The sequence below is a fragment of the Pseudoalteromonas aurantia genome (assembly GCF_005886875.1).
GTDB classification, from domain to species: Bacteria; Pseudomonadota; Gammaproteobacteria; order Enterobacterales; family Alteromonadaceae; genus Pseudoalteromonas; species Pseudoalteromonas aurantia_A.
This window is the reverse complement of record NZ_PNBY01000015.1, coordinates 1-17,580: the sequence shown is the minus strand read 5'-3', so window position 1 is coordinate 17,580 and position 17,580 is coordinate 1. Positions and strand designations below refer to the sequence as shown.

The window sequence follows — 17,580 nt, the reverse complement described above, 5'->3', positions numbered from 1 at the left end:
ACCTGATCCTGCACAGTTGGGTATACGTTATACAATATGGTAAGAAGTTGATAAAAAGGCTACTCTTTATTCCTAAACGTCAGTTTCCTTGGGTATGCCTTTTAGCCCTTTTACTGGCAACCCCCCTCTTTTTTTACCTCACACTACACAATCAAACATTTCTGCAGGTAACCTCCCTAAAGCCACAAACTTTAATGGAGGTTGATGGATTAGATACTGAAGAGGCATGGCAAAATACACCCAGTATTAAAGTTCATACCATCGGTGGTGCAAACTTTATTGATGGCCAAACTACGGTCACTATTAAGGCATTACATAACCAACACGAAACCTTCTTTCTGTTTAAATGGCAAGATCCAACGCACAGCTTAGCGCACCTCCCATTAGAAAAAACGCAAGATGGTTGGAAAGTTAAAGAAAATGGATTTGTAAATTTTGATGAAAGAAAGCACTACGAAGACAAGTTTGCCGTTATGCTCTCTCACACATGCAGCAGTGGCGCCGACGGAACAACCCATTTAGGAAAAAAGCCACTTGATAATAAACCCAGTAATTGGCATGGCAAAGGCTACCATGCCAGTGTAGATGGCAATATAAGAGATTTATGGCACTGGAAAGCCGTACGTACCAATGACATGGTGCTTGCCGATGATAACTTTATAGGCCCTCCCGCCCAACCTTTACATGGTCAAAGGCGCTACAGTGCAGGCTACTTACCAGACGGAAAAGAAAGTGGTGCATACGTCATGAATTGGCAATGGTATAGCAAAAAAGGCGTCGTACCAAAACGATTGCCCGACACCGTGACGGCGCCAAACCAAGTTGTTCCTTGGTTTGGCTCTTCTGCGTATCAATCAGCCAAAGATAATTACCCAATCGGCAGTCAGATCCCCTCCGTGCTCTACCGATCCAACCGCTTCGAAGGAGATCGTGCTGATGTGCGCGCTCGCGGACATTGGAAAGATGGGATATGGACATTAGAGCTCGTTCGTAAAAACCAGACAAATTCAGACCATGACGTTGCACTACAAAATGGGGTTTGTATGTGGGTATCCGCGTTTGATCATAGCCAAATAGCACATACCAGACACAATGCAGCCATTGCGCTGAGGTACTCGCTATGAAAGCCAGAATAGTGAGTTCATTCTCAATACTTTCAGCCATTACTCTCTATTGTTCAATAGAGCAGGCAGCAGATCCCAGTCATGAACACCCTCGTTATACGAAAATATCGGCCGATGGTGAACCCCTAAAGCCATGGCAAGGGCCGTGGGCATGTGTGCTAGATCACCAAAATAACCTTCTGTGGGAAGTTAAAACAGATAACGAGTCTATCCATGATGGATATTGGACTTATTCGTGGTTCAACAACCATACCGGTGAAGAAAACCTCGGCGATTGCTATTTTGAACCAGCGCGATGTGATACTCAGGATCTAGTACGCCGTACTAACCGCGATGGACTATGTGGCGTAAAGAACTGGCGCTTGCCTACGCACACAGAACTGCAAAGCTTAGTTGAAGCCCCAACACGCCCAAGCAGTACACACATAGCACATGACTACTTTATTCATATCAAACATGGCGATTATTGGACGTCAGACAGCGATGATCAGTTACCTGCGCATTTCGAGCAATTTCAAATGGGCGGCAAAGCCGTTAACTTTCATACAGGCCAGAGCATGACATTACCTTATCGCAATGCTGCCTTTACCATGTTGGTTAGCGCTGCGCCCAATTTAACTGCATTTAAATTAAACACTCCGCGGTTATCCAACCGCACCTCTGTCATTACACAACCAAAGGAAAATGATAAATGAAACAACCCATTGTGAGTCTAGCTATCGGGCTAGCACTCGCCAGCAGTGCAGCCCATGCTGGTAGCCAATACCATCGACTAGTCTGGGATAGTAACCCTAGCCAACAAGCCACGATCGGATTTACTCCAACCTCGGGCAGCAATCACTTGGTAAAGTACGGGACCTCTACCAACGAACAAACATGGCAGACTAAACAAGTATCTGCATCGCATACTTTCGCGAGCAGTTTACAGAGCAAGTTTGTCACATTAACTGGACTGTCGGCCAATAGTAATATTTATTATCGCGTGTGCGACAGTGAAGGCTGTGGTGAGCGTTTGTGGTTTAAAACTGCGCCAACAACAAGTAACGGATTTACCGTGGTTGCTGGCGGAGATACAAGAACAGGCTGGACAAACCGACGAAAAGGCAACCAGCTAATCGCCAAAATTCGACCGCTCTTTATTATGCATGGTGGAGACTACACTAACGCTAATTCATCATCTGAAATGAAAGAGTACCTCAAAGATTGGCAGCTAACTTTCTCGAGTGACCAAATCGATGGCATAAGTTACAAACGTATCTATCCATTTGTTGCAACGCATGGTAATCACGAAGATGGTAACTATAAAACGTTATGTCAGGTATTCGGGGTAGATTTTAATAAAGATGGCAGCTGTACCAGCTCAGATACCTATGGAGCATTTAATGTCAGTCAATTGTTGCGTGTCTACACACTGAATAGCCAGTACAAAAATAGTGGTTGGTCAAACTATGCAACCACCATGAATAATTGGCTAAAACAAGACCTTACATCTCAAGGTTCAAGCGCTAAATGGCGCGTTGCGCAATACCATAAACCTATGTACCCACATTACTCAGGTAAATCGGATAATACGATTTTGCATACTTGGTGGGCGCAAACATTCTATGATAAAAAAATGAACCTGGTTGTTGAATCTGATACACATATCAACAAAATTACCGAAGCATTGCAGCCCTCAGGTAATAATTTTGTGAAAACAACCACAGGTGGCACAGTCTATGTGGGTGAAGGTAGCTGGGGCGCACCTGCGAGATCTGCCAATGATCCGAAGTCTTGGACCATTGACCTTGCCAGTATTCAACAGTTTAAGGTAATAAGTGTTACCAATAACAACTTAACAGTGAGAACGGCTCAGTTTGACAGTACAGCAAGTACATTAACTAAAGCCCAGCGTGACGCTGATCCACTCGCATTACCCACAAATATCAATTGGTGGTATGCAAACGGTTTGGGAGAAGAGCTGGTATTAAAACAAAGCGCATCAGGGTTAAGTATTATAGATAACACAACGGATCCCGTTGACCCACCAGCAGATACGCCACTGTCTAATAATACGCCGGCTTCCGGGCAATCTGGCAACAAAGGCAGTCAAGCCTATTACGTTTTAGATGTGCCAGCTGGCGCAAAAACACTCTCATTTAAAACCTCTGGTGGTTCAGGCGATGTTGATATGTATGTTAAACATGCGACTAAGCCGACAGCTAGCAGCTACGATTGCCGCCCTTACAAATCCGGTAATAACGAAACCTGTGATATTAGCCCAATTCAAACGGGTAAATATTACGTCATGTTATCTGGTTATGCAGCATACAGTGGCGTTAGCTTAGTCGCGAGTTTTGACTCAACAACTCCCCCAGATAATGGAGGTTCTGAGCAATGGCCAAACCTTAGTGCGAATAAAGATCAATGGGTATACAAAACACTCACGCTACCAAGTGGCGTAAATACCTTAACGGTTAATTCAGCATCTGGGACAGGTGATGCTGACCTTTACGTTCGCTTTGGCAGCCAGCCAACGTCATCAAGCTATCACTGTCGACCATACAAAGATGGTAATGTAGAAAATTGTGTATTATCTAATCCACAAGCAGGTACATGGCATATCGCCTTGCGCGCATATAGTACGTTTAGTGGCGTCACGGTCACAGCAAAATATTAATTAAGCACCTACTTTTCCCCTTGTTATCCGGTAATTTAGCCATACAATGACTGCTACAAGATAATAAGGGGCATTTTTATGGAATTTTTACACACAATGGTACGCGTTGAAGACTTAAACGCGTCGATGCATTTTTACTGTGACTTACTAGGCTTAATTGAGGTAAAACGATACGACAGCGAAAGTGGACGATTTACACTGGTTTATCTCGCAGCACCTGGGCAACTTGAAGAGGCCAAAAGCAGCTTCAAGCCAACCATTGAATTAACCTATAATTGGGATAAAGAACAATACAACGGCGGAAGAAACTTTGGTCATTTAGCTTTCTCAGTCGACAATATTTATGACGCCTGTAATACACTCATGTCTGCCGGTGTCGTTATTAATCGCCCACCTCGTTGTGGCCACATGGCATTTGTGCAATCGCCCGATGGTATTTCAATTGAGCTCCTGCAAAAAGGCGAAGCATTACCAGCTCAAGAGCCTTGGTGTTCGATGAAAAATACGGGAAGCTGGTAAAAAAAGACTGGGTTGTAGAGCTTTCCTCGCTCTACAATTTACCCCTAATCAACGCCAAACACTGTTACGTTAACGCCTTCGAGACAGACTGACCGTGGAGCAAATGCACATCACTAAACCAGCCTTGTTGAATACCTAATTGCAAAACACCAATAACAAACATTGAGCCGGCTTGCTCATCATCAAATTCCCCTATCACTGACTGACACACCATACTAAATGGCATCCCTTGCGCAATACTCTGCATACATCGCCACTGTAATGGTGCTAACGGATGGAACCCTGTTCGCAGGGTCACTTCTCGAGCAATTAACCAATAATGGCTTCCATCAATGTCTGCCTCTGGCGGTATCTTTTTTTCTTTTAACGCTTGCCAACTTTCCACGCTGGCATAATCACATACAAAAAAGTGTACACTCGGGTGCAATACCAAAATCATGTTAGGCCATTGACTCATATCAATCGCTTGTAACTCAGGCCAGCTCAAGCGGGCAGCATCCGCACTGTCAAAAGCCCGCAGTAAAATACGTTCAAACTCGGCAATTTCTGCCAAAATGCCATGCTCTGAGAATGGCGCAGTCTCCTTTAAAAATGCCGGTAACCGTTCACCAAATTGACGCAAGGAGCGATCCTGCGAAGGGTAATGAGCAATATATTGGAAAAGCATAAGATCAAATAGCTCATCGCCTAAATAAAACCCTAAAGTTTCATGGTCCTGCTCGAGTACACCGCGTAATCTTATCTTGTAAGCATTTTGATAAATTTCTAAACGTTGCATCGCTGAAAGAGGTGCTTGATCTTCAATCTCATGTATTAACTCCTGGCTGCCTGTATGTAACATAGCGACAAAGGCATCTTGTAATTTTGCGAGTTCTCCCACACTACCCCCAATGCGCTTTAGTTAATGCTTTAGCCTGTTCAAGCTCAGACAATAACGCTGATAAAGGCGGAAAATTATCATCTCTCTCAATCATGGTACTAATCGCGGGCAGTTGTTTACTAAATTGTGAGAATAATGACCACACTGCATCACACACAGGTTGGTCATGCGTATCTATAATATGGCTTTCACAATCTTGATGACCCGCTAAATGTATTTGTGCAATGCTTTGCTTAGGCAATGCATTTAGATATTCCATCGCTGAAAAGCCATGATTTCGAGCACTGACATAAACATTATTTATATCTAGCAAAAACTGACATCCCGTTTGTTTATGTAACTGAGTCAAAAATTCCCATTCAGTCATGTGCGACTGTTTATAAGTCAAGTAACTCGATACATTCTCAAATATCATTGGCCTTTCTAAGTAATCTTGTACTTGCGAAATACGCTGTGTTAGATGGTCAAGCGCTTCTTCAGTGTAGGGCATAGGCAACAAATCGTGACTATTAAACTCACCTAGCGCGCTAAAACAAATGTGATCTGAGACCCACATAGGGTTAACCCGCTCAATCGTGTTTTTCAATTGTTTTAAGTAATCAAAATTAAGCGCATCAGTGCTACCAATCGACATAGACACACCGTGCATAACTATAGGGTATTGCTCTTTGATTTGTGAAAGGTAGTGCCATGGCTTGCCACCTGAGACAAAGTAGTTTTCTGAAATAATTTCAAACCAATCTACAGCTGGTTGCTCAGTGAGAATTTGTTCGAAGTAGCATGTACGCAACCCCATTCCAAAACCTAAATACGGTACTGACATAGACTTCCTAATGAATAAGGCCATCCATAGCCTTTTGTGGACTAATAATCTGTAATGGGTTAAATCAAATTAGCTTTTTACTTTACCGCCAATATCACCACATGACTTAGCAGGCATTGAAACAAAACCCGTACCTTTACACGATGCATGACCGGCACATGCATTACTTGCCGTTTTACAATCATTGTGACCACCACAAATATTCACGTCATGACAATGCACTAATGCCGCTTTCGCGATCTCTCCAACCCACGCATCTTTTATTTTACCGCCTACATCACCACATGCTTTTTTAGGCATTGCGACAAAACCAGTGCCTTTACATGATGCTTGACCTGCACACGCATTACTGGCAGTTTTACAATCATTGTGGCCACCGCATACGTTTACATCGTAACAATGAACAAGGTCAGTCGAACTTGCACTCGCAGCAGCACTGGCTGTCGCCGAGCCTACTGATGAATTTGTCGTATTTGTACTATTACATCCAACTAACCCGGCAACCATCATTGCCATTGCTGCGCCTGTAAGTGCTTTCATGTGAATTTCCTCTTTGTTTTATAAGCTTGGTAGTTGACCTAATTAATCCAAGATATATTTCAGTTTAGGTGAGGTTTTTGTTTTTGCCGCGTTCCAAAAATAAAAAAAGGCAGCAAAGCTACCTTCTTATACAAGTACTTAGTTAGAATAAAAAAACTAACAACCGCCGTCGTTATAACTTACTTTTAATGTGCTACCAGTACCCGCACCAGATACTTTTAAGTAGCCCCAGTATTGCGATTGACCACTTAAACTGATGCACTCGTTATTGCCTGAATTAGTCGAGCTTGCTTCTACATTTGTCTCGTTTGGCCACCCTGAATTACTGTATTCAAGGGATAAGTCCCCAGAACCATATGCGGTTTCAATACGAATTTGATTTTGCCCACTCATGTTTTCCATACTAAACCACATGGGTGTTTGGTTTGCCAAGCACACAGCTTGCCCAGACAATACTCGCCCGCCAGTTACCACACCTTGAGTTTGACAACTATCAGGTAAACGTGACGCTGCTGACACATAATCAGCCAATAAACTGACATCGGCATATCGGTTATAGCCTCTCGTCATCACGTAATAGGTACCTACTTGAGGTGCGACTATGTCACATTGTTCCGCATTACCACCTTTATATGGCCGACAATCATACTCGGTTAAGGTCGGTTTACTGCCAAACCGAACATATAAATCAACGTCTCCCGTTCCTTGTTCAGTCAATATTTTTAAATCGGTCGCCCCAGCAGGCACGTCAAAAGTGTAATAAAATAACGAATCCTGCTCAGCCGAGATAATGCGTGGTAGCCCTTTGGTAAGTGCTGGAGTGGAAGAATTATTCTCTGTAATAGACGCACTTGATGTAACTGAAGTACTTACTCCCTTGTTATCCGTTACCGTCAAGCTCACAACGTAATCACCCGCATTAACGTAACGATGACTTGGGTTTTCACTATTGCTTTGAGTACCATCACCAAATTGCCATAAATAAGCGCTGATTTGTCCATCGCTATCACCGCTACCTTGACTTGAAAACCGAATATCTTGGTTTACCACTGCTTGATAAGGGCCATTGATAACCGCTACGGGTGCATCATTAACAGCCCCACTTGCTAACTCGAGTGTCCAAGCGGTAAACTCATTCTCATACTGGTTGCGCCAACTCGATAACAACGCTTTGTATCCGGCCCAGTCTCCAACTCGTGTGCGAGCCAACATAACATTTAATTCATCATTATGGCGTTCAAACATAAACCGTACCGCTAAATAACCCCAACGATATATCCTATCCTGATCAAACCCTGCATACGTTGTCGCAAATATTTGTGCAAGCGAGTAAGTAGAGCCATCTTTAATCGTATCAATGGCCGCTTGATTATCGTCCAAGTTAGCAATGTATTCAGCAACCCCTTCGCTCCACCACACGATGGCTTCTGTTGGCGCATTAAAATCACCATATAAATCAAATCTGCCATCTAAATAGTGCACATATTCATGCTCAAGGTTCCAAACAAAATGCTCTGGCTTAGCGTACGTCGCTTCATATGCGATAAAGTTTGCTTGGTTACCAACTTTGCTAGGATCGCCCTCTAGGTACATGCCCCCATTATTGGTGTCTATTTTAAAAATTGCTTTGGCGTATTTTTTATAATCGTCGCTGCTATTGAAAATGTTGACCTGTAAAAATGTATTATTATCATCTGCTACAGGAGTTTGGCCTGTTGCTAAACGGGTATGAAAGCGGGTTTCTTCGACAGCCATAGTGCTACATGCAGCAACATGCTGTGCTGCAGTCATGTCTTGTGAGCGAATTTTAACGGTGTCACTACATTGATAGGTTTGTGACAAAGCTTGTGCCGTTAACTGAGTTTCAAAGCCACATATATTAAATTGGCTACAATCAGCATAATATGTCGCTACATCAGCCGCGTTTAGCCAAATAGCATCACCATACCCATAACTTTTATAGGCTGCAAAAAGCTGTATAAGCGCGGTATCAACTTTAGTTTGAATCGGCGTGTTTTTGTACGCTTTTAATCTGGCTAATTCACCCGCCGCGTTAACCATTAAGTATTCAGCATCGGCCCCAATCAGCCATGTTTGTTTGGTAAAGTCACTGAGCAACTGAACGAGTTGAGTGTCTGATTTGATTAAAGCTTTAAAGTTATCATTCCACTGTCCACGGTATAATACTGTAAAAATGCCATTGATAGCCCGATGCATATTCCGACTATTCGCATAATTTTGATCAAACCGACTCAACCATTGTTTAATAACTGGCAAATACACATCTTGCTGTTCCGAGCTATCCATTGTCGTAATAACTTCTTTTAATAACTGACCATGTGCCTCATTGTTGTCATAAAAGTGATTATTATTGACGAACGCATCTATGGCATTTTTTACTGCAGGCTTTAACCAACTGTCAAATTGAACGCCATCGTTATAAAACTCTACATAATACCCAGCGCGAATATATAAAAATAGCGCCTCTAGTTCGCTGTCGCCTTGCCCACTGTAACTGGATGCAAGTACTTTCGCACGGTTTGCTGCAGCAAACATTTTATCTGATGTAAATACTTGCTGTTGAATAACGTCATTTGCACTAAACAGTTCATTGATGCATGTACGCCCTTGTTGCTTAATTTCAGTCAATAATTGTGATGAGTTAGCCATTGCCAACGCATTTAAATCACAGTCAGATAAGACTTGAAATGTGCCATAAGATGGTTGTTTTAACACAGTGAAAGTCGGTGACTGTAAAGAAGCGGCATTCGGGGCTCGTTCATGACCTTCTGAACTATGATGACCATGGAACTGAGTATTTGTTACATCAGAGGCGATCGGTTTTATTGCACGGTGTTGTTCTTGATGATGGGCTACTGCATTGAAATTTAATCCAATGACAGGTAATACCACCATAAGCGCTGATAGTTTCATAATGTACCTTTTAAATGTTGTCTATCCACAACTCAAGTTGAGGAATTATATTTTTTACATTTAAATTACAAGATATACAATATATTTTATATAATTTAAGGTAATAAAAACTGTCATAACTCACTGTTCAAGTTCTTAAGGGATTAAGTTGAATAACAAAGAGGGGTTTTCAGTTCATGGCATAAAAAGCCAATGAAAACCGTATAATCGCGGGCGTATCTTATTAAAAATTAGATACCTAAGCATAAGAAAAGATATGCTTTAAGGGTGAACTTAACACAATCGTTTTTACAAGTACCGCCGAGATGCGTCAAGTAAATGATTTAACTCACTGAACTATGCTTGACTTGAATGTGTCTCATTTCTACATCAGAACACTGTAGTGGATCGTTTGACAGAACCAAATAATTAGCCTGTCCGCCTACGAATAAATGTCCTGCTTGGGGGGATATTTTTAAATGAGATGCAGCCGCACTTGAAATACTTTTCAAAGATTGCAAACGCGTAAGGCATCGTTTTTTATCCAAAGGAGCATATTCCATCTCTTTAGACGTTGCTTGCTGTGCAGTCTTAAGTGGCGATAAAGGTAACAGAGGAAAACCGGATTGCAAACACACATTAACACCTTGATTAAAGAGTGATTGACAAAGCTGTAATGTCTGCACGCCATGATAACTTTGTACCCAATCAAACCCTAAATAACCAATATTCAACGCGATAGAGTTATCGATAATAGACTTACTTGTATCAGTTAACCCCAATTCAAAACCACACTTGCATGACGCATTAATCCATGTCGTCGTAGCATTAATTAAGTTTACTTTAGGTTGTTGTTGTGAATAAGCACTCAATAAGCTGAGCGCAACAGGGTGACTATCAACATACCCTAGGTGTGTGATCCCTTGGTTTTTGGCATGTGTGAGTACATCATCAATGTTTTGAATGAGTGCAGTACTGAGCTGCTGAAATTGACGTACTGGTAGCACTTCTAAAATCCAAAGTAATTGCTCACCTTTTAAGCCCCCTTGCTCTGCTATGGTTGTGAAAAAATCTTGTTTACTTTTCAACAAACCAACTTGGTTCAGCACCAAATATTTATACAGTTGCTCTAAAGCCGCCCGATTAGCAAATGCCAATGGTTGCTGAGCATCAAAAATGACAACAGGCCGACTGATTGATAAGGTTTGCAATGAATTATGTACGTCGTGCGTGTCTAATACATCATCAGACATTAAGAGACTACTGAAAAGCCCATACCCCAAAAGCCACTGTGTATCCTGAAGTGCCTTATCTAAATAAACAACAGACCGCAATACATAAGACATATTATAATCGGTCATGAATTTATCTGTTCTACCGTCAAAGCCAAAGGGCCCAAAGTGGAACAACTGTTGTAAAACAGCAGAAGTAACCAAATGGCAATGAGGCTCTATAAAACCAGGTGTGACAACTTCACTCGACTTTAAGCGGTAATATGTCGCCATAAAACCCATTTGATAAACACAATGACGGACCTCATCTAGTGGACCCAATGCCAACACTTTGCCATTATAAACCGCCATTGCGTCTTCATAATGGGCTTGCTCGTCAAAATCACTGTAGACTTTTCCGCCATAAATGATAAGTACCAGCTGATGCTGGCAACTTTGAGCACATCTGTCTTTGTAATTATCAGAAGAAATAGCGATGAGGGCCTTTTGCAAATGATCACCAAGCTTGTCTAGCAGTCCATCAAAGAATACATGGTCTAAGGAAAAGCTTAGTTGCTTATGCTGAATATCATCCATCACATACCTCCACCCTATTTTTATATAGCTTAGGTGAAGCTAAATGAAATGCTATTACACGATATTACAGTGGCCGAAAAGTAATGTAACAAAATAAGAAACATATTTAAAACTGCGGCATTACAGCCAATTTTTGAACGCTAGTTACTATTAAATGAATATTGAATAGCCATTCACACTACACAATATTCATTTAAACCGTTCAGTTATTTGATAGGAAGTTTTACATCTGCAAACAGTGCATCTACATCATCCTGATTGCGTAATAAACTTGCACGTTCAACAACATCTTTTGTTAAATGTGGCGCAAATCGCTCGATAAAGTCATACATATAACCACGTAAAAAGCTACCTTTCCTGAACCCAATTTTCGTGGTGCTGGCTTCAAATAAATGACTTGCATCTATACAGACTAAATCTTGATCCGTTTCAACATCAATCGCCATTGACGCTACAACGCCTACACCTAGGCCTAAGCGAACATACGTTTTTATCACATCAGCGTCTGTCGCGGTAAATACAATATGTGGTTCTAAACCATGCGCGTTAAATGCTTTATCTAATTCAGAACGACCAGTAAAGCCAAAAACATAGGTGATTAAGGGGTATTGGGCAACATCCTGAACAGTTAAGTTAGAGGCTTTTTGTGCCAATGGGTGGTCTTTTGCCACTACAATGCTGCGATTCCAGTGATAACAGGGCAACATAACCAAATCAGAATATAAATGTAATGCTTCAGTGGCAATTGCAAAATCTGCATCCCCGCGTGCTGCAGCATCTGAGATTTGTTGTGGTGTGCCCTGATGCATGTGTAATGATACCGCAGGATATTTTTGCATAAAGCCCTGGATCACACCTGGCAATGCGTATCGTGCTTGCGTGTGCGTCGTTGCAATATTTAATTTACCTTGATCAGGTAAGGTATGCTCATTGGCAACCGCTTTTATCCCTTCAACTTTGGATAGGATCTCACGGGCAATATTAATAATCTCAGTACCCGCACTTGTCACGTGCGTCAAATGCTTGCCACTTCGACCAAAAATTTGAACACCTAGTTCATCTTCTAGCATTCTTACTTGCTTTGAGATACCAGGCTGAGAAGTATAAAGACTTTCAGCGGTAGCAGAGACGTTTAGGTTGTGGTTTAACACTTCTACAATATATTTAAGTTGTTGTAATTTCATAGCTTGTTTTGTTCTTATTAATTATAAGTCGGCACTGACTTTCCGTGACATCGAACAGAGTAATCTCATCATCATCATTTAGGCTAGCATATTTAACTAGAACGAGATAGCAATTGCCTATTTTGTTTGTTTATCGGCCAAAAATGAATCATGGTCTATAATGAAAAATAATGAATTACAAAAGTTTTTACAGACTTATGAACGTAATACTGTTCAGAATGCAATTAATTGATGTAAGATAAAAAATCATCTTCTTGGGTCGTGGTCAAAGAGAATTCATTATGTTTGTTTCTATTATTATTATGTTGATTGTTGCACTGATAGTTATTGCCGTGTGGGTAAGTGCTATCCAACAGCACAGAGAGAAACAGGAAGCTGAACGTCGTAAAGAGTTAACCAAGCAAAAAAAAGTGATTGAAGAATCCGATGACGTTTTAGTGAACAGCTCCAACATCCCTATGTCTGAAATGTTAACGCGCGTATTGCAGCGTCGCATTCATGACGCACTGGCAACAATGGTCGAGTTATCTCCTACTTCTAGAGAACTTAAAAATCGATTGCTCGAGTCAAAAGAACGACTTGGAACCACTGTTGAGTCAAACGAAAGAGGCGATTCATTATCACTACCCGACAATGATAAACAGCTTATAGTGCTTGTGCAGGGCATTAAGAAATTACGTAATGTGCTTCGTTCAGAACATTCAAAAGGCAAAGTAGATACGCAACAATTTGTGGCTGAAGACCGCCGTTTAGAGAAGTTGCAGCTCAAAATAAATGTCGAAAGCCAAATTAAAAGAGGTGTGTCGGCACGAACGGCGAATATGGTCGGCTCTGCAAGGCAATATTTTGAAAAAGCTTACGCTACAATTTGCGCGGTAAGTTACTCTGACGATTATGTCACCGAAAAAAAGACATTACTTGAAACGTATTTGAATGAGATCAGTACTGAGCTTAAAGCATCAAACGCGTCTGCTGTGAAAAAGAAAAACGAGCAAGAACAAGACGATTTGGATATTCTATTTGCGCCAAAGAAAAAGTGGTAAGCCACTTTTTCTTTGCTCCTACCGATACACCTTAACTGAACGTAAATTTCACGACAAATAATATCGTTAACACCCAAACACTTAGCGACACCTCTTCTCGCTTATTGCAAAGCACTTTAACCGCTGTATATGCGATAAACCCAAGCGCAATACCATGAGCAATAGAAAAGGTCAGTGGCGTCATCAGCAACACGACACTCACAGGAATGGCATCACTCATATCATCCCAGTTGACGAACTTCAGATTTTGCAGCATCAAGACCGCAACATATAAAATCGCACCCGCAGTCGCATAAGCGGGCACCATTTGTGCCAAGGGGGCAAAAAACATCATCAGTAAAAAACAAATACCCACTACGACGGCTGTTAAACCTGTTTTTCCTCCAACAGACACGCCAGAAACAGACTCAATGTATGAGGTCGTCGTCGACGTGCCTAATATTGAACCTGCGATTGTAGCTGTACTATCAGCTGACAAAGCACGACCTAAACGTGGCATTTTTCCTTTTTCATCGGCCAATCCCGCTTTTTGCGTAACGGCAACTAAAGTACCTGACGTGTCGAACAAATCGACAAATAAAAATGCAAATACAACACTTAGCATCGATAACTCTAACGCAGCGGCTATGTCTAACTGCATCACAGTTGGCATGATACTCGGTGGGGCCGACACAATGCCATGATACTCTACTAAGTCGAGCCCCCAAGCACATACCGTGACAATAAATATACTGAGTAGCACTGCACTTTTAACATCCCTAAACATTAATGCTGCAATAATAAAAAAACTAAAAATAGCTAACAAAGGTCCCGCCGACGTAATATCACCTAACTGAACCAAAGTCGCTGGACTCGCTACAATAATGCCAGCATTTTTTAAGGCGATAAGCGCTAAAAATGCCCCAATACCTGTTGCAATAGCTTGTTTAAGGACCACAGGGATAGCTTGGATCACCCACTCTCGAACTTTAAAAAGACTAAGTAATAAAAATAGACAACCAGATAAGAATACAGCGCCCAGCGCTGACTGCCACGAGTGCCCCATACCGAGCACAACACCGTAAGTAAAAAAAGCATTGAGGCCCATACCTGGCGCGAGTGCTAATGGGTAGTTAGCCCAAAAACCCATAATAAAACAGCCTATTGCAGCAGCAATGCAGGTCGCAACAAATGCAGCCCCTAAATCCATACCCGCTTCAGATAGCATTGCAGGATTTACAAATACGATATAAACCATTGTGACGAAGGTTGTTAAACCTGCAATGACTTCCGTTTTAATAGTCGTTCCCTGACGAGAGAGAGAAAATAGACGTTCCAGCATAATGTTTGGTATTTAAATTAGAAACAAGTGCTTGGATTTTAACACAAAGCACTGACTTAATCGGACAAAAACGTTAGAATTCGGCTACACTAAATAGTGCATAAATAAACACGGTTGTAATATGGAAAAATCTCAGTTAGACAATTCAGCAAGTCATGATCTCGAACAACAATTACTAAATGTGCTTGAGTTTGTCACCGCGCCAATTAATAGTGAAGCGCGTTTACCTGAAACAACAGACACAGCACAAGCATATAAAAAAGGGCTATATTATTTAAAAGAGCAATCTTATCCACTGGCTGCTAAGTGGATCAGGCTTGCCGCGATGTCCGGTGATCATAAAGCGCAATTTTACCTTGGATTATTATTTGTGAAAGGTCAAGGTGTGCCTCAAAGTGCTTTCCATGGCATGGCTTGGCTCGTTTTGGCAAATAGCCAGGGTGTGAGTGCCGCGCAAGAAATGATTGAGCAAATAAAGCCACACCTTTCAACAAAACGTATAAAAGATGCGCAATGTTATGCTGCAACGTTATATGAACAAATCCACCAGCTTCAGTTTTTAAGCCCAGCGTGAAGCACCTACTGCAATTAAAGGTACAACCCTGAATGTAGCATACAGTCCTAAAAGATTATAGCCCCCCAAAAAGTGAACAAATTTAACCTCGCGCTATCATTATCTATTTTAGTTCAAGGCGAAAGCGTAACAGTATTGGTTGATAAAAGTTGTACGTTCAACATCACAACTTCCAAAAGCTGTGTTGATGTCATTCGCCTGCTCCAACTTCACGTCATTTACCAACCGCCATAGTGCTTGCCTATAACGGACGCTTCATTACATACAGTTTAAGTAGGGTATAAATCAACACAATTACACACTTTGTGCAACACACATTTATTATATTTTTCGCACAGACACTTTAAAATCAGCTATTTATAAAAAGCTTAACCCTTAACAACCTAAACCCTGTCTGCTTTTCGTACAAAATAAATGATATTTATCTTGCTTTGAAAAACTGTATGAACTACTGTATATAAATACTGTATATAACACCAGTGAGTTGATTATGTTGCATACTAATACCGATACCCCTATTTTATTGAGTCACACAGCCCAGCGCGCTCATGTGACCCTTGTTCGCACAGCCGATGACATAAATGCTAATTTAGAGTTACTTAAGATCATCCATTTGTGTAACAAAAGGCATGGCTGGACCTTATTAATTGCACCTGAAAATATACCAAATAAGGCTGTACTCGATAGTTGTTCTATTGACTCAAGTAAGTTGTTAGTTATAAGACAAAAACATATTTCAGACTTGCAATATGTTTTAAACGCGGCGTTAAGTAATGGTAATTTTGCTGCGATTATTACATGGACTAATATCGCTACCGCCACTCAGTTAGAGAATATGAACTTAAACCTCTCTGATACAGAATTATTTTGCTTTTCAAAAGTACTGGGCAAAGATCAGTGTACAATAGGCAATATGATTTCATAAGTAACGAAACAACCATGTGTTATTGTAATAACCTTGCTGTATTTGATGAGTGCTGCAAGCAAGTCATTACTGGTGTAAAACCAGCAGCATCAGCAGAGCAGCTAATGCGTTCAAGATACAGCGCCTACTGTGTAAAAGACGCTGAATATATTTTAAATACTTATGCGTCGTCACAACGTTCAATGCATACCACAGCAGACATATTGCAGTTTGCGAATGATGTTAACTTTATCAAGCTAGATATAATTGATGCACACAGTGATAACGAAGACAACTACGTAGAGTTTAAAGCGCACTATTTAGTCGATGATAAACATTACCAGCTTCATGAGCGCTCACGCTTTGTTCTAGAAGATAAAAAGTGGAAATACTTAGGGGGAGACTTATTCGAGTCACCAGTGGTTAAAATTGGCCGAAATGACCCTTGTCCTTGTAACAGCGGTAAAAAGTTTAAAAAGTGTCATGGTTAAGCTACTGTAAATAAGCAAATCATAGTAACGTACAAACTACGCACTGAGTTGCAACGCACTCTGCATTTCACCACTATTTAATTGGTCGTACATAGCTGCTGCATCCATTTTTGGTTTATCAGCAGTTCCTTCACCTTTTTTGTCCGAATCTAAACGGTTTCTTACTGCAAGCTCACAATTATCCACCACAACCAGCGGGATGTGTTTGTGATCATCTCGCACCGCAAGCGGTTCTGGGTTTAAACACTGCGACAATCGTAAACTTGTCATACTGCTTTGAGATAAGCGCTCTGCATTGTTTTGCCCAATTAACATATCAAAATCAGCGGGCGCCAAAACTTGCTCTGGCCCTATCTGTAATTCTTTCTTTAACGCAGATTCACTTTTGTCACTTTCTTGTTGTTCCTCTTCCGGTAAATGAAACTGACTAAAATCGAGCGCATCTTGAGACAACATTGCCAATAGCATAGAAAAATCAGCACGTCGCTGATCGCTGACACATACCGCCAACGCACCGCCTAACTGATCTTCTCTGGTTAAAATATTATCTATTTGCATAGAGTTTCACCGATTGTGTATGAATCTTCATTTATATCGGCATTTTTTAATTTTTCTTTAGGAGTTTTCTTTACTTAATTAGAAACTTTGATATTATCAGCGCCGTTGTTTAGGAGGGGTTCCCGAGCGGCCAAAGGGATCAGACTGTAAATCTGACGGCACTGCCTTCGCTGGTTCGAATCCAGCCCCCTCCACCATAACAACACTGCAAATACAATTTGGAGGGGTTCCCGAGCGGC

16 protein-coding genes and 1 tRNA gene are annotated in these 17,580 nt (G+C 41.3%); 9 read left to right on the top strand and 8 right to left on the bottom strand.

Translation table 11 applies throughout. The features are described 5' to 3' along the window. Positions 1-194 precede the first annotated feature (194 nt). The 4 genes from CWC18_RS21375 (at position 195) to CWC18_RS03455 (ending at position 4,302) form a co-directional block, all read left to right on the top strand. Positions 195-1,124: an ethylbenzene dehydrogenase-related protein gene (locus CWC18_RS21375; RefSeq protein WP_249348278.1), complete on the top strand. Its 930-nt coding sequence runs from the start codon at positions 195-197 to the stop codon at positions 1,122-1,124. Then, a complete protein-coding gene (locus CWC18_RS03465; protein ID WP_138591480.1) occupies positions 1,121-1,819 on the top strand; it encodes a DUF1566 domain-containing protein in 699 nt (232 codons plus the stop codon). The genes CWC18_RS21375 and CWC18_RS03465 overlap by 4 nt, the downstream gene beginning before the upstream one ends. Beyond that, a complete protein-coding gene (locus CWC18_RS03460) occupies positions 1,816-3,783 on the top strand; it encodes a pre-peptidase C-terminal domain-containing protein (protein ID WP_138674714.1) in 1,968 nt (655 codons plus the stop codon). The genes CWC18_RS03465 and CWC18_RS03460 overlap by 4 nt, the downstream gene beginning before the upstream one ends. A 78-nt stretch (positions 3,784-3,861) precedes the next feature. Further along, on the top strand, positions 3,862-4,302 hold the full coding sequence (locus CWC18_RS03455; RefSeq protein WP_138591482.1) for a VOC family protein: 441 nt from the start codon (positions 3,862-3,864) through the stop codon (positions 4,300-4,302). A gap of 64 nt (positions 4,303-4,366) precedes the next feature. Here the strand turns inward: CWC18_RS03455 and CWC18_RS03450 are convergent, their stop codons facing one another. The 6 genes from CWC18_RS03450 to cysB all read right to left on the bottom strand — a co-directional run bounded on the left by CWC18_RS03450 (position 4,367) and on the right by cysB (position 12,450). Then, positions 4,367-5,182 carry an HvfC/BufC N-terminal domain-containing protein gene (locus CWC18_RS03450; RefSeq protein WP_138591483.1) on the bottom strand — a complete coding sequence of 272 codons (816 nt, stop codon included), beginning with the start codon at positions 5,180-5,182 and terminating at the stop codon, positions 4,367-4,369. A gap of 1 nt (position 5,183) precedes the next feature. Next, on the bottom strand, positions 5,184-6,005 hold the full coding sequence (bufB, locus tag CWC18_RS03445; protein WP_119861939.1) for an MNIO family bufferin maturase: 822 nt from the start codon (positions 6,003-6,005) through the stop codon (positions 5,184-5,186). A 69-nt stretch (positions 6,006-6,074) separates the two neighbouring features. After that, on the bottom strand, positions 6,075-6,545 hold the full coding sequence (gene bufA2, locus CWC18_RS03440; RefSeq protein ID WP_138591484.1) for a BufA2 family periplasmic bufferin-type metallophore: 471 nt from the start codon (positions 6,543-6,545) through the stop codon (positions 6,075-6,077). A 156-nt stretch (positions 6,546-6,701) separates the two neighbouring features. Further along, positions 6,702-9,479 (bottom strand): collagenase, encoded by a 2,778-nt coding sequence (locus tag CWC18_RS03435; RefSeq protein WP_138591485.1) that lies wholly within the window; start codon positions 9,477-9,479, stop codon positions 6,702-6,704. Between the two features lie 323 nt (positions 9,480-9,802). Then, complete coding sequence (locus CWC18_RS03430; RefSeq protein ID WP_138674713.1) at positions 9,803-11,266, bottom strand: amidohydrolase family protein; 1,464 nt, start codon at positions 11,264-11,266, stop codon at positions 9,803-9,805. A gap of 206 nt (positions 11,267-11,472) precedes the next feature. Next, entirely contained in the window at positions 11,473-12,450 is a 978-nt protein-coding gene (gene cysB, locus CWC18_RS03425; RefSeq protein ID WP_138591487.1) for an HTH-type transcriptional regulator CysB, read from the bottom strand. A gap of 281 nt (positions 12,451-12,731) precedes the next feature. Here cysB and CWC18_RS03420 point away from each other — a divergent pair, with 281 nt between their 5' ends. After that, positions 12,732-13,493: a hypothetical protein gene (locus CWC18_RS03420; protein WP_138591488.1), complete on the top strand. Its 762-nt coding sequence runs from the start codon at positions 12,732-12,734 to the stop codon at positions 13,491-13,493. Positions 13,494-13,524: 31 nt separating this feature from the next. Here CWC18_RS03420 and CWC18_RS03415 read toward each other — a convergent pair whose 3' ends face one another. After that, positions 13,525-14,814 carry an NCS2 family permease gene (locus CWC18_RS03415; protein ID WP_138674712.1) on the bottom strand — a complete coding sequence of 430 codons (1,290 nt, stop codon included), beginning with the start codon at positions 14,812-14,814 and terminating at the stop codon, positions 13,525-13,527. Between the two features lie 121 nt (positions 14,815-14,935). Between CWC18_RS03415 and CWC18_RS03410 the strand changes: the two genes are divergently transcribed. The 3 genes from CWC18_RS03410 to CWC18_RS03400 all read left to right on the top strand — a co-directional run bounded on the left by CWC18_RS03410 (position 14,936) and on the right by CWC18_RS03400 (position 16,783). Further along, the gene (locus CWC18_RS03410; RefSeq protein ID WP_138591490.1) at positions 14,936-15,388 is read left to right on the top strand and encodes a sel1 repeat family protein; all 453 of its coding nucleotides are present in this window, start codon (positions 14,936-14,938) and stop codon (positions 15,386-15,388) included. 490 nt (positions 15,389-15,878) lie between these two features. Then, the gene (locus CWC18_RS03405; RefSeq protein WP_138591491.1) at positions 15,879-16,313 is read left to right on the top strand and encodes a hypothetical protein; all 435 of its coding nucleotides are present in this window, start codon (positions 15,879-15,881) and stop codon (positions 16,311-16,313) included. A 14-nt stretch (positions 16,314-16,327) separates the two neighbouring features. Beyond that, positions 16,328-16,783: a YchJ family protein gene (locus CWC18_RS03400; RefSeq protein WP_249348279.1), complete on the top strand. Its 456-nt coding sequence runs from the start codon at positions 16,328-16,330 to the stop codon at positions 16,781-16,783. A gap of 36 nt (positions 16,784-16,819) precedes the next feature. Here CWC18_RS03400 and CWC18_RS03395 read toward each other — a convergent pair whose 3' ends face one another. Next, complete coding sequence (locus CWC18_RS03395; RefSeq protein ID WP_138674711.1) at positions 16,820-17,341, bottom strand: VC2046/SO_2500 family protein; 522 nt, start codon at positions 17,339-17,341, stop codon at positions 16,820-16,822. Positions 17,342-17,453: 112 nt separating this feature from the next. Between CWC18_RS03395 and CWC18_RS03390 the strand changes: the two genes are divergently transcribed. Further along, positions 17,454-17,538: transfer RNA gene (locus CWC18_RS03390), tRNA-Tyr, on the top strand. The last annotated feature ends 42 nt before the right edge of the window (positions 17,539-17,580 follow it).

Coding starts and splice junctions, on each gene's coding strand:
- cysB (WP_138591487.1), bottom strand. CDS start 12,450: ATGAAATTACAACAACTTAAATATATTGTAGAAGTGTTAAACCACAAC.
- CWC18_RS03415 (WP_138674712.1), bottom strand. CDS start 14,814: ATGCTGGAACGTCTATTTTCTCTCTCTCGTCAGGGAACGACTATTAAA.
- bufB (WP_119861939.1), bottom strand. CDS start 6,005: ATGTCAGTACCGTATTTAGGTTTTGGAATGGGGTTGCGTACATGCTAC.
- CWC18_RS03400 (WP_249348279.1), top strand. CDS start 16,328: ATGTGTTATTGTAATAACCTTGCTGTATTTGATGAGTGCTGCAAGCAA.
- CWC18_RS21375 (WP_249348278.1), top strand. CDS start 195: ATGGAGGTTGATGGATTAGATACTGAAGAGGCATGGCAAAATACACCC.
- CWC18_RS03465 (WP_138591480.1), top strand. CDS start 1,121: ATGAAAGCCAGAATAGTGAGTTCATTCTCAATACTTTCAGCCATTACT.
- CWC18_RS03395 (WP_138674711.1), bottom strand. CDS start 17,341: ATGCAAATAGATAATATTTTAACCAGAGAAGATCAGTTAGGCGGTGCG.
- CWC18_RS03455 (WP_138591482.1), top strand. CDS start 3,862: ATGGAATTTTTACACACAATGGTACGCGTTGAAGACTTAAACGCGTCG.
- CWC18_RS03460 (WP_138674714.1), top strand. CDS start 1,816: ATGAAACAACCCATTGTGAGTCTAGCTATCGGGCTAGCACTCGCCAGC.
- bufA2 (WP_138591484.1), bottom strand. CDS start 6,545: ATGAAAGCACTTACAGGCGCAGCAATGGCAATGATGGTTGCCGGGTTA.
- CWC18_RS03410 (WP_138591490.1), top strand. CDS start 14,936: ATGGAAAAATCTCAGTTAGACAATTCAGCAAGTCATGATCTCGAACAA.
- CWC18_RS03430 (WP_138674713.1), bottom strand. CDS start 11,266: ATGGATGATATTCAGCATAAGCAACTAAGCTTTTCCTTAGACCATGTA.
- CWC18_RS03420 (WP_138591488.1), top strand. CDS start 12,732: ATGTTTGTTTCTATTATTATTATGTTGATTGTTGCACTGATAGTTATT.
- CWC18_RS03405 (WP_138591491.1), top strand. CDS start 15,879: ATGTTGCATACTAATACCGATACCCCTATTTTATTGAGTCACACAGCC.
- CWC18_RS03435 (WP_138591485.1), bottom strand. CDS start 9,479: ATGAAACTATCAGCGCTTATGGTGGTATTACCTGTCATTGGATTAAAT.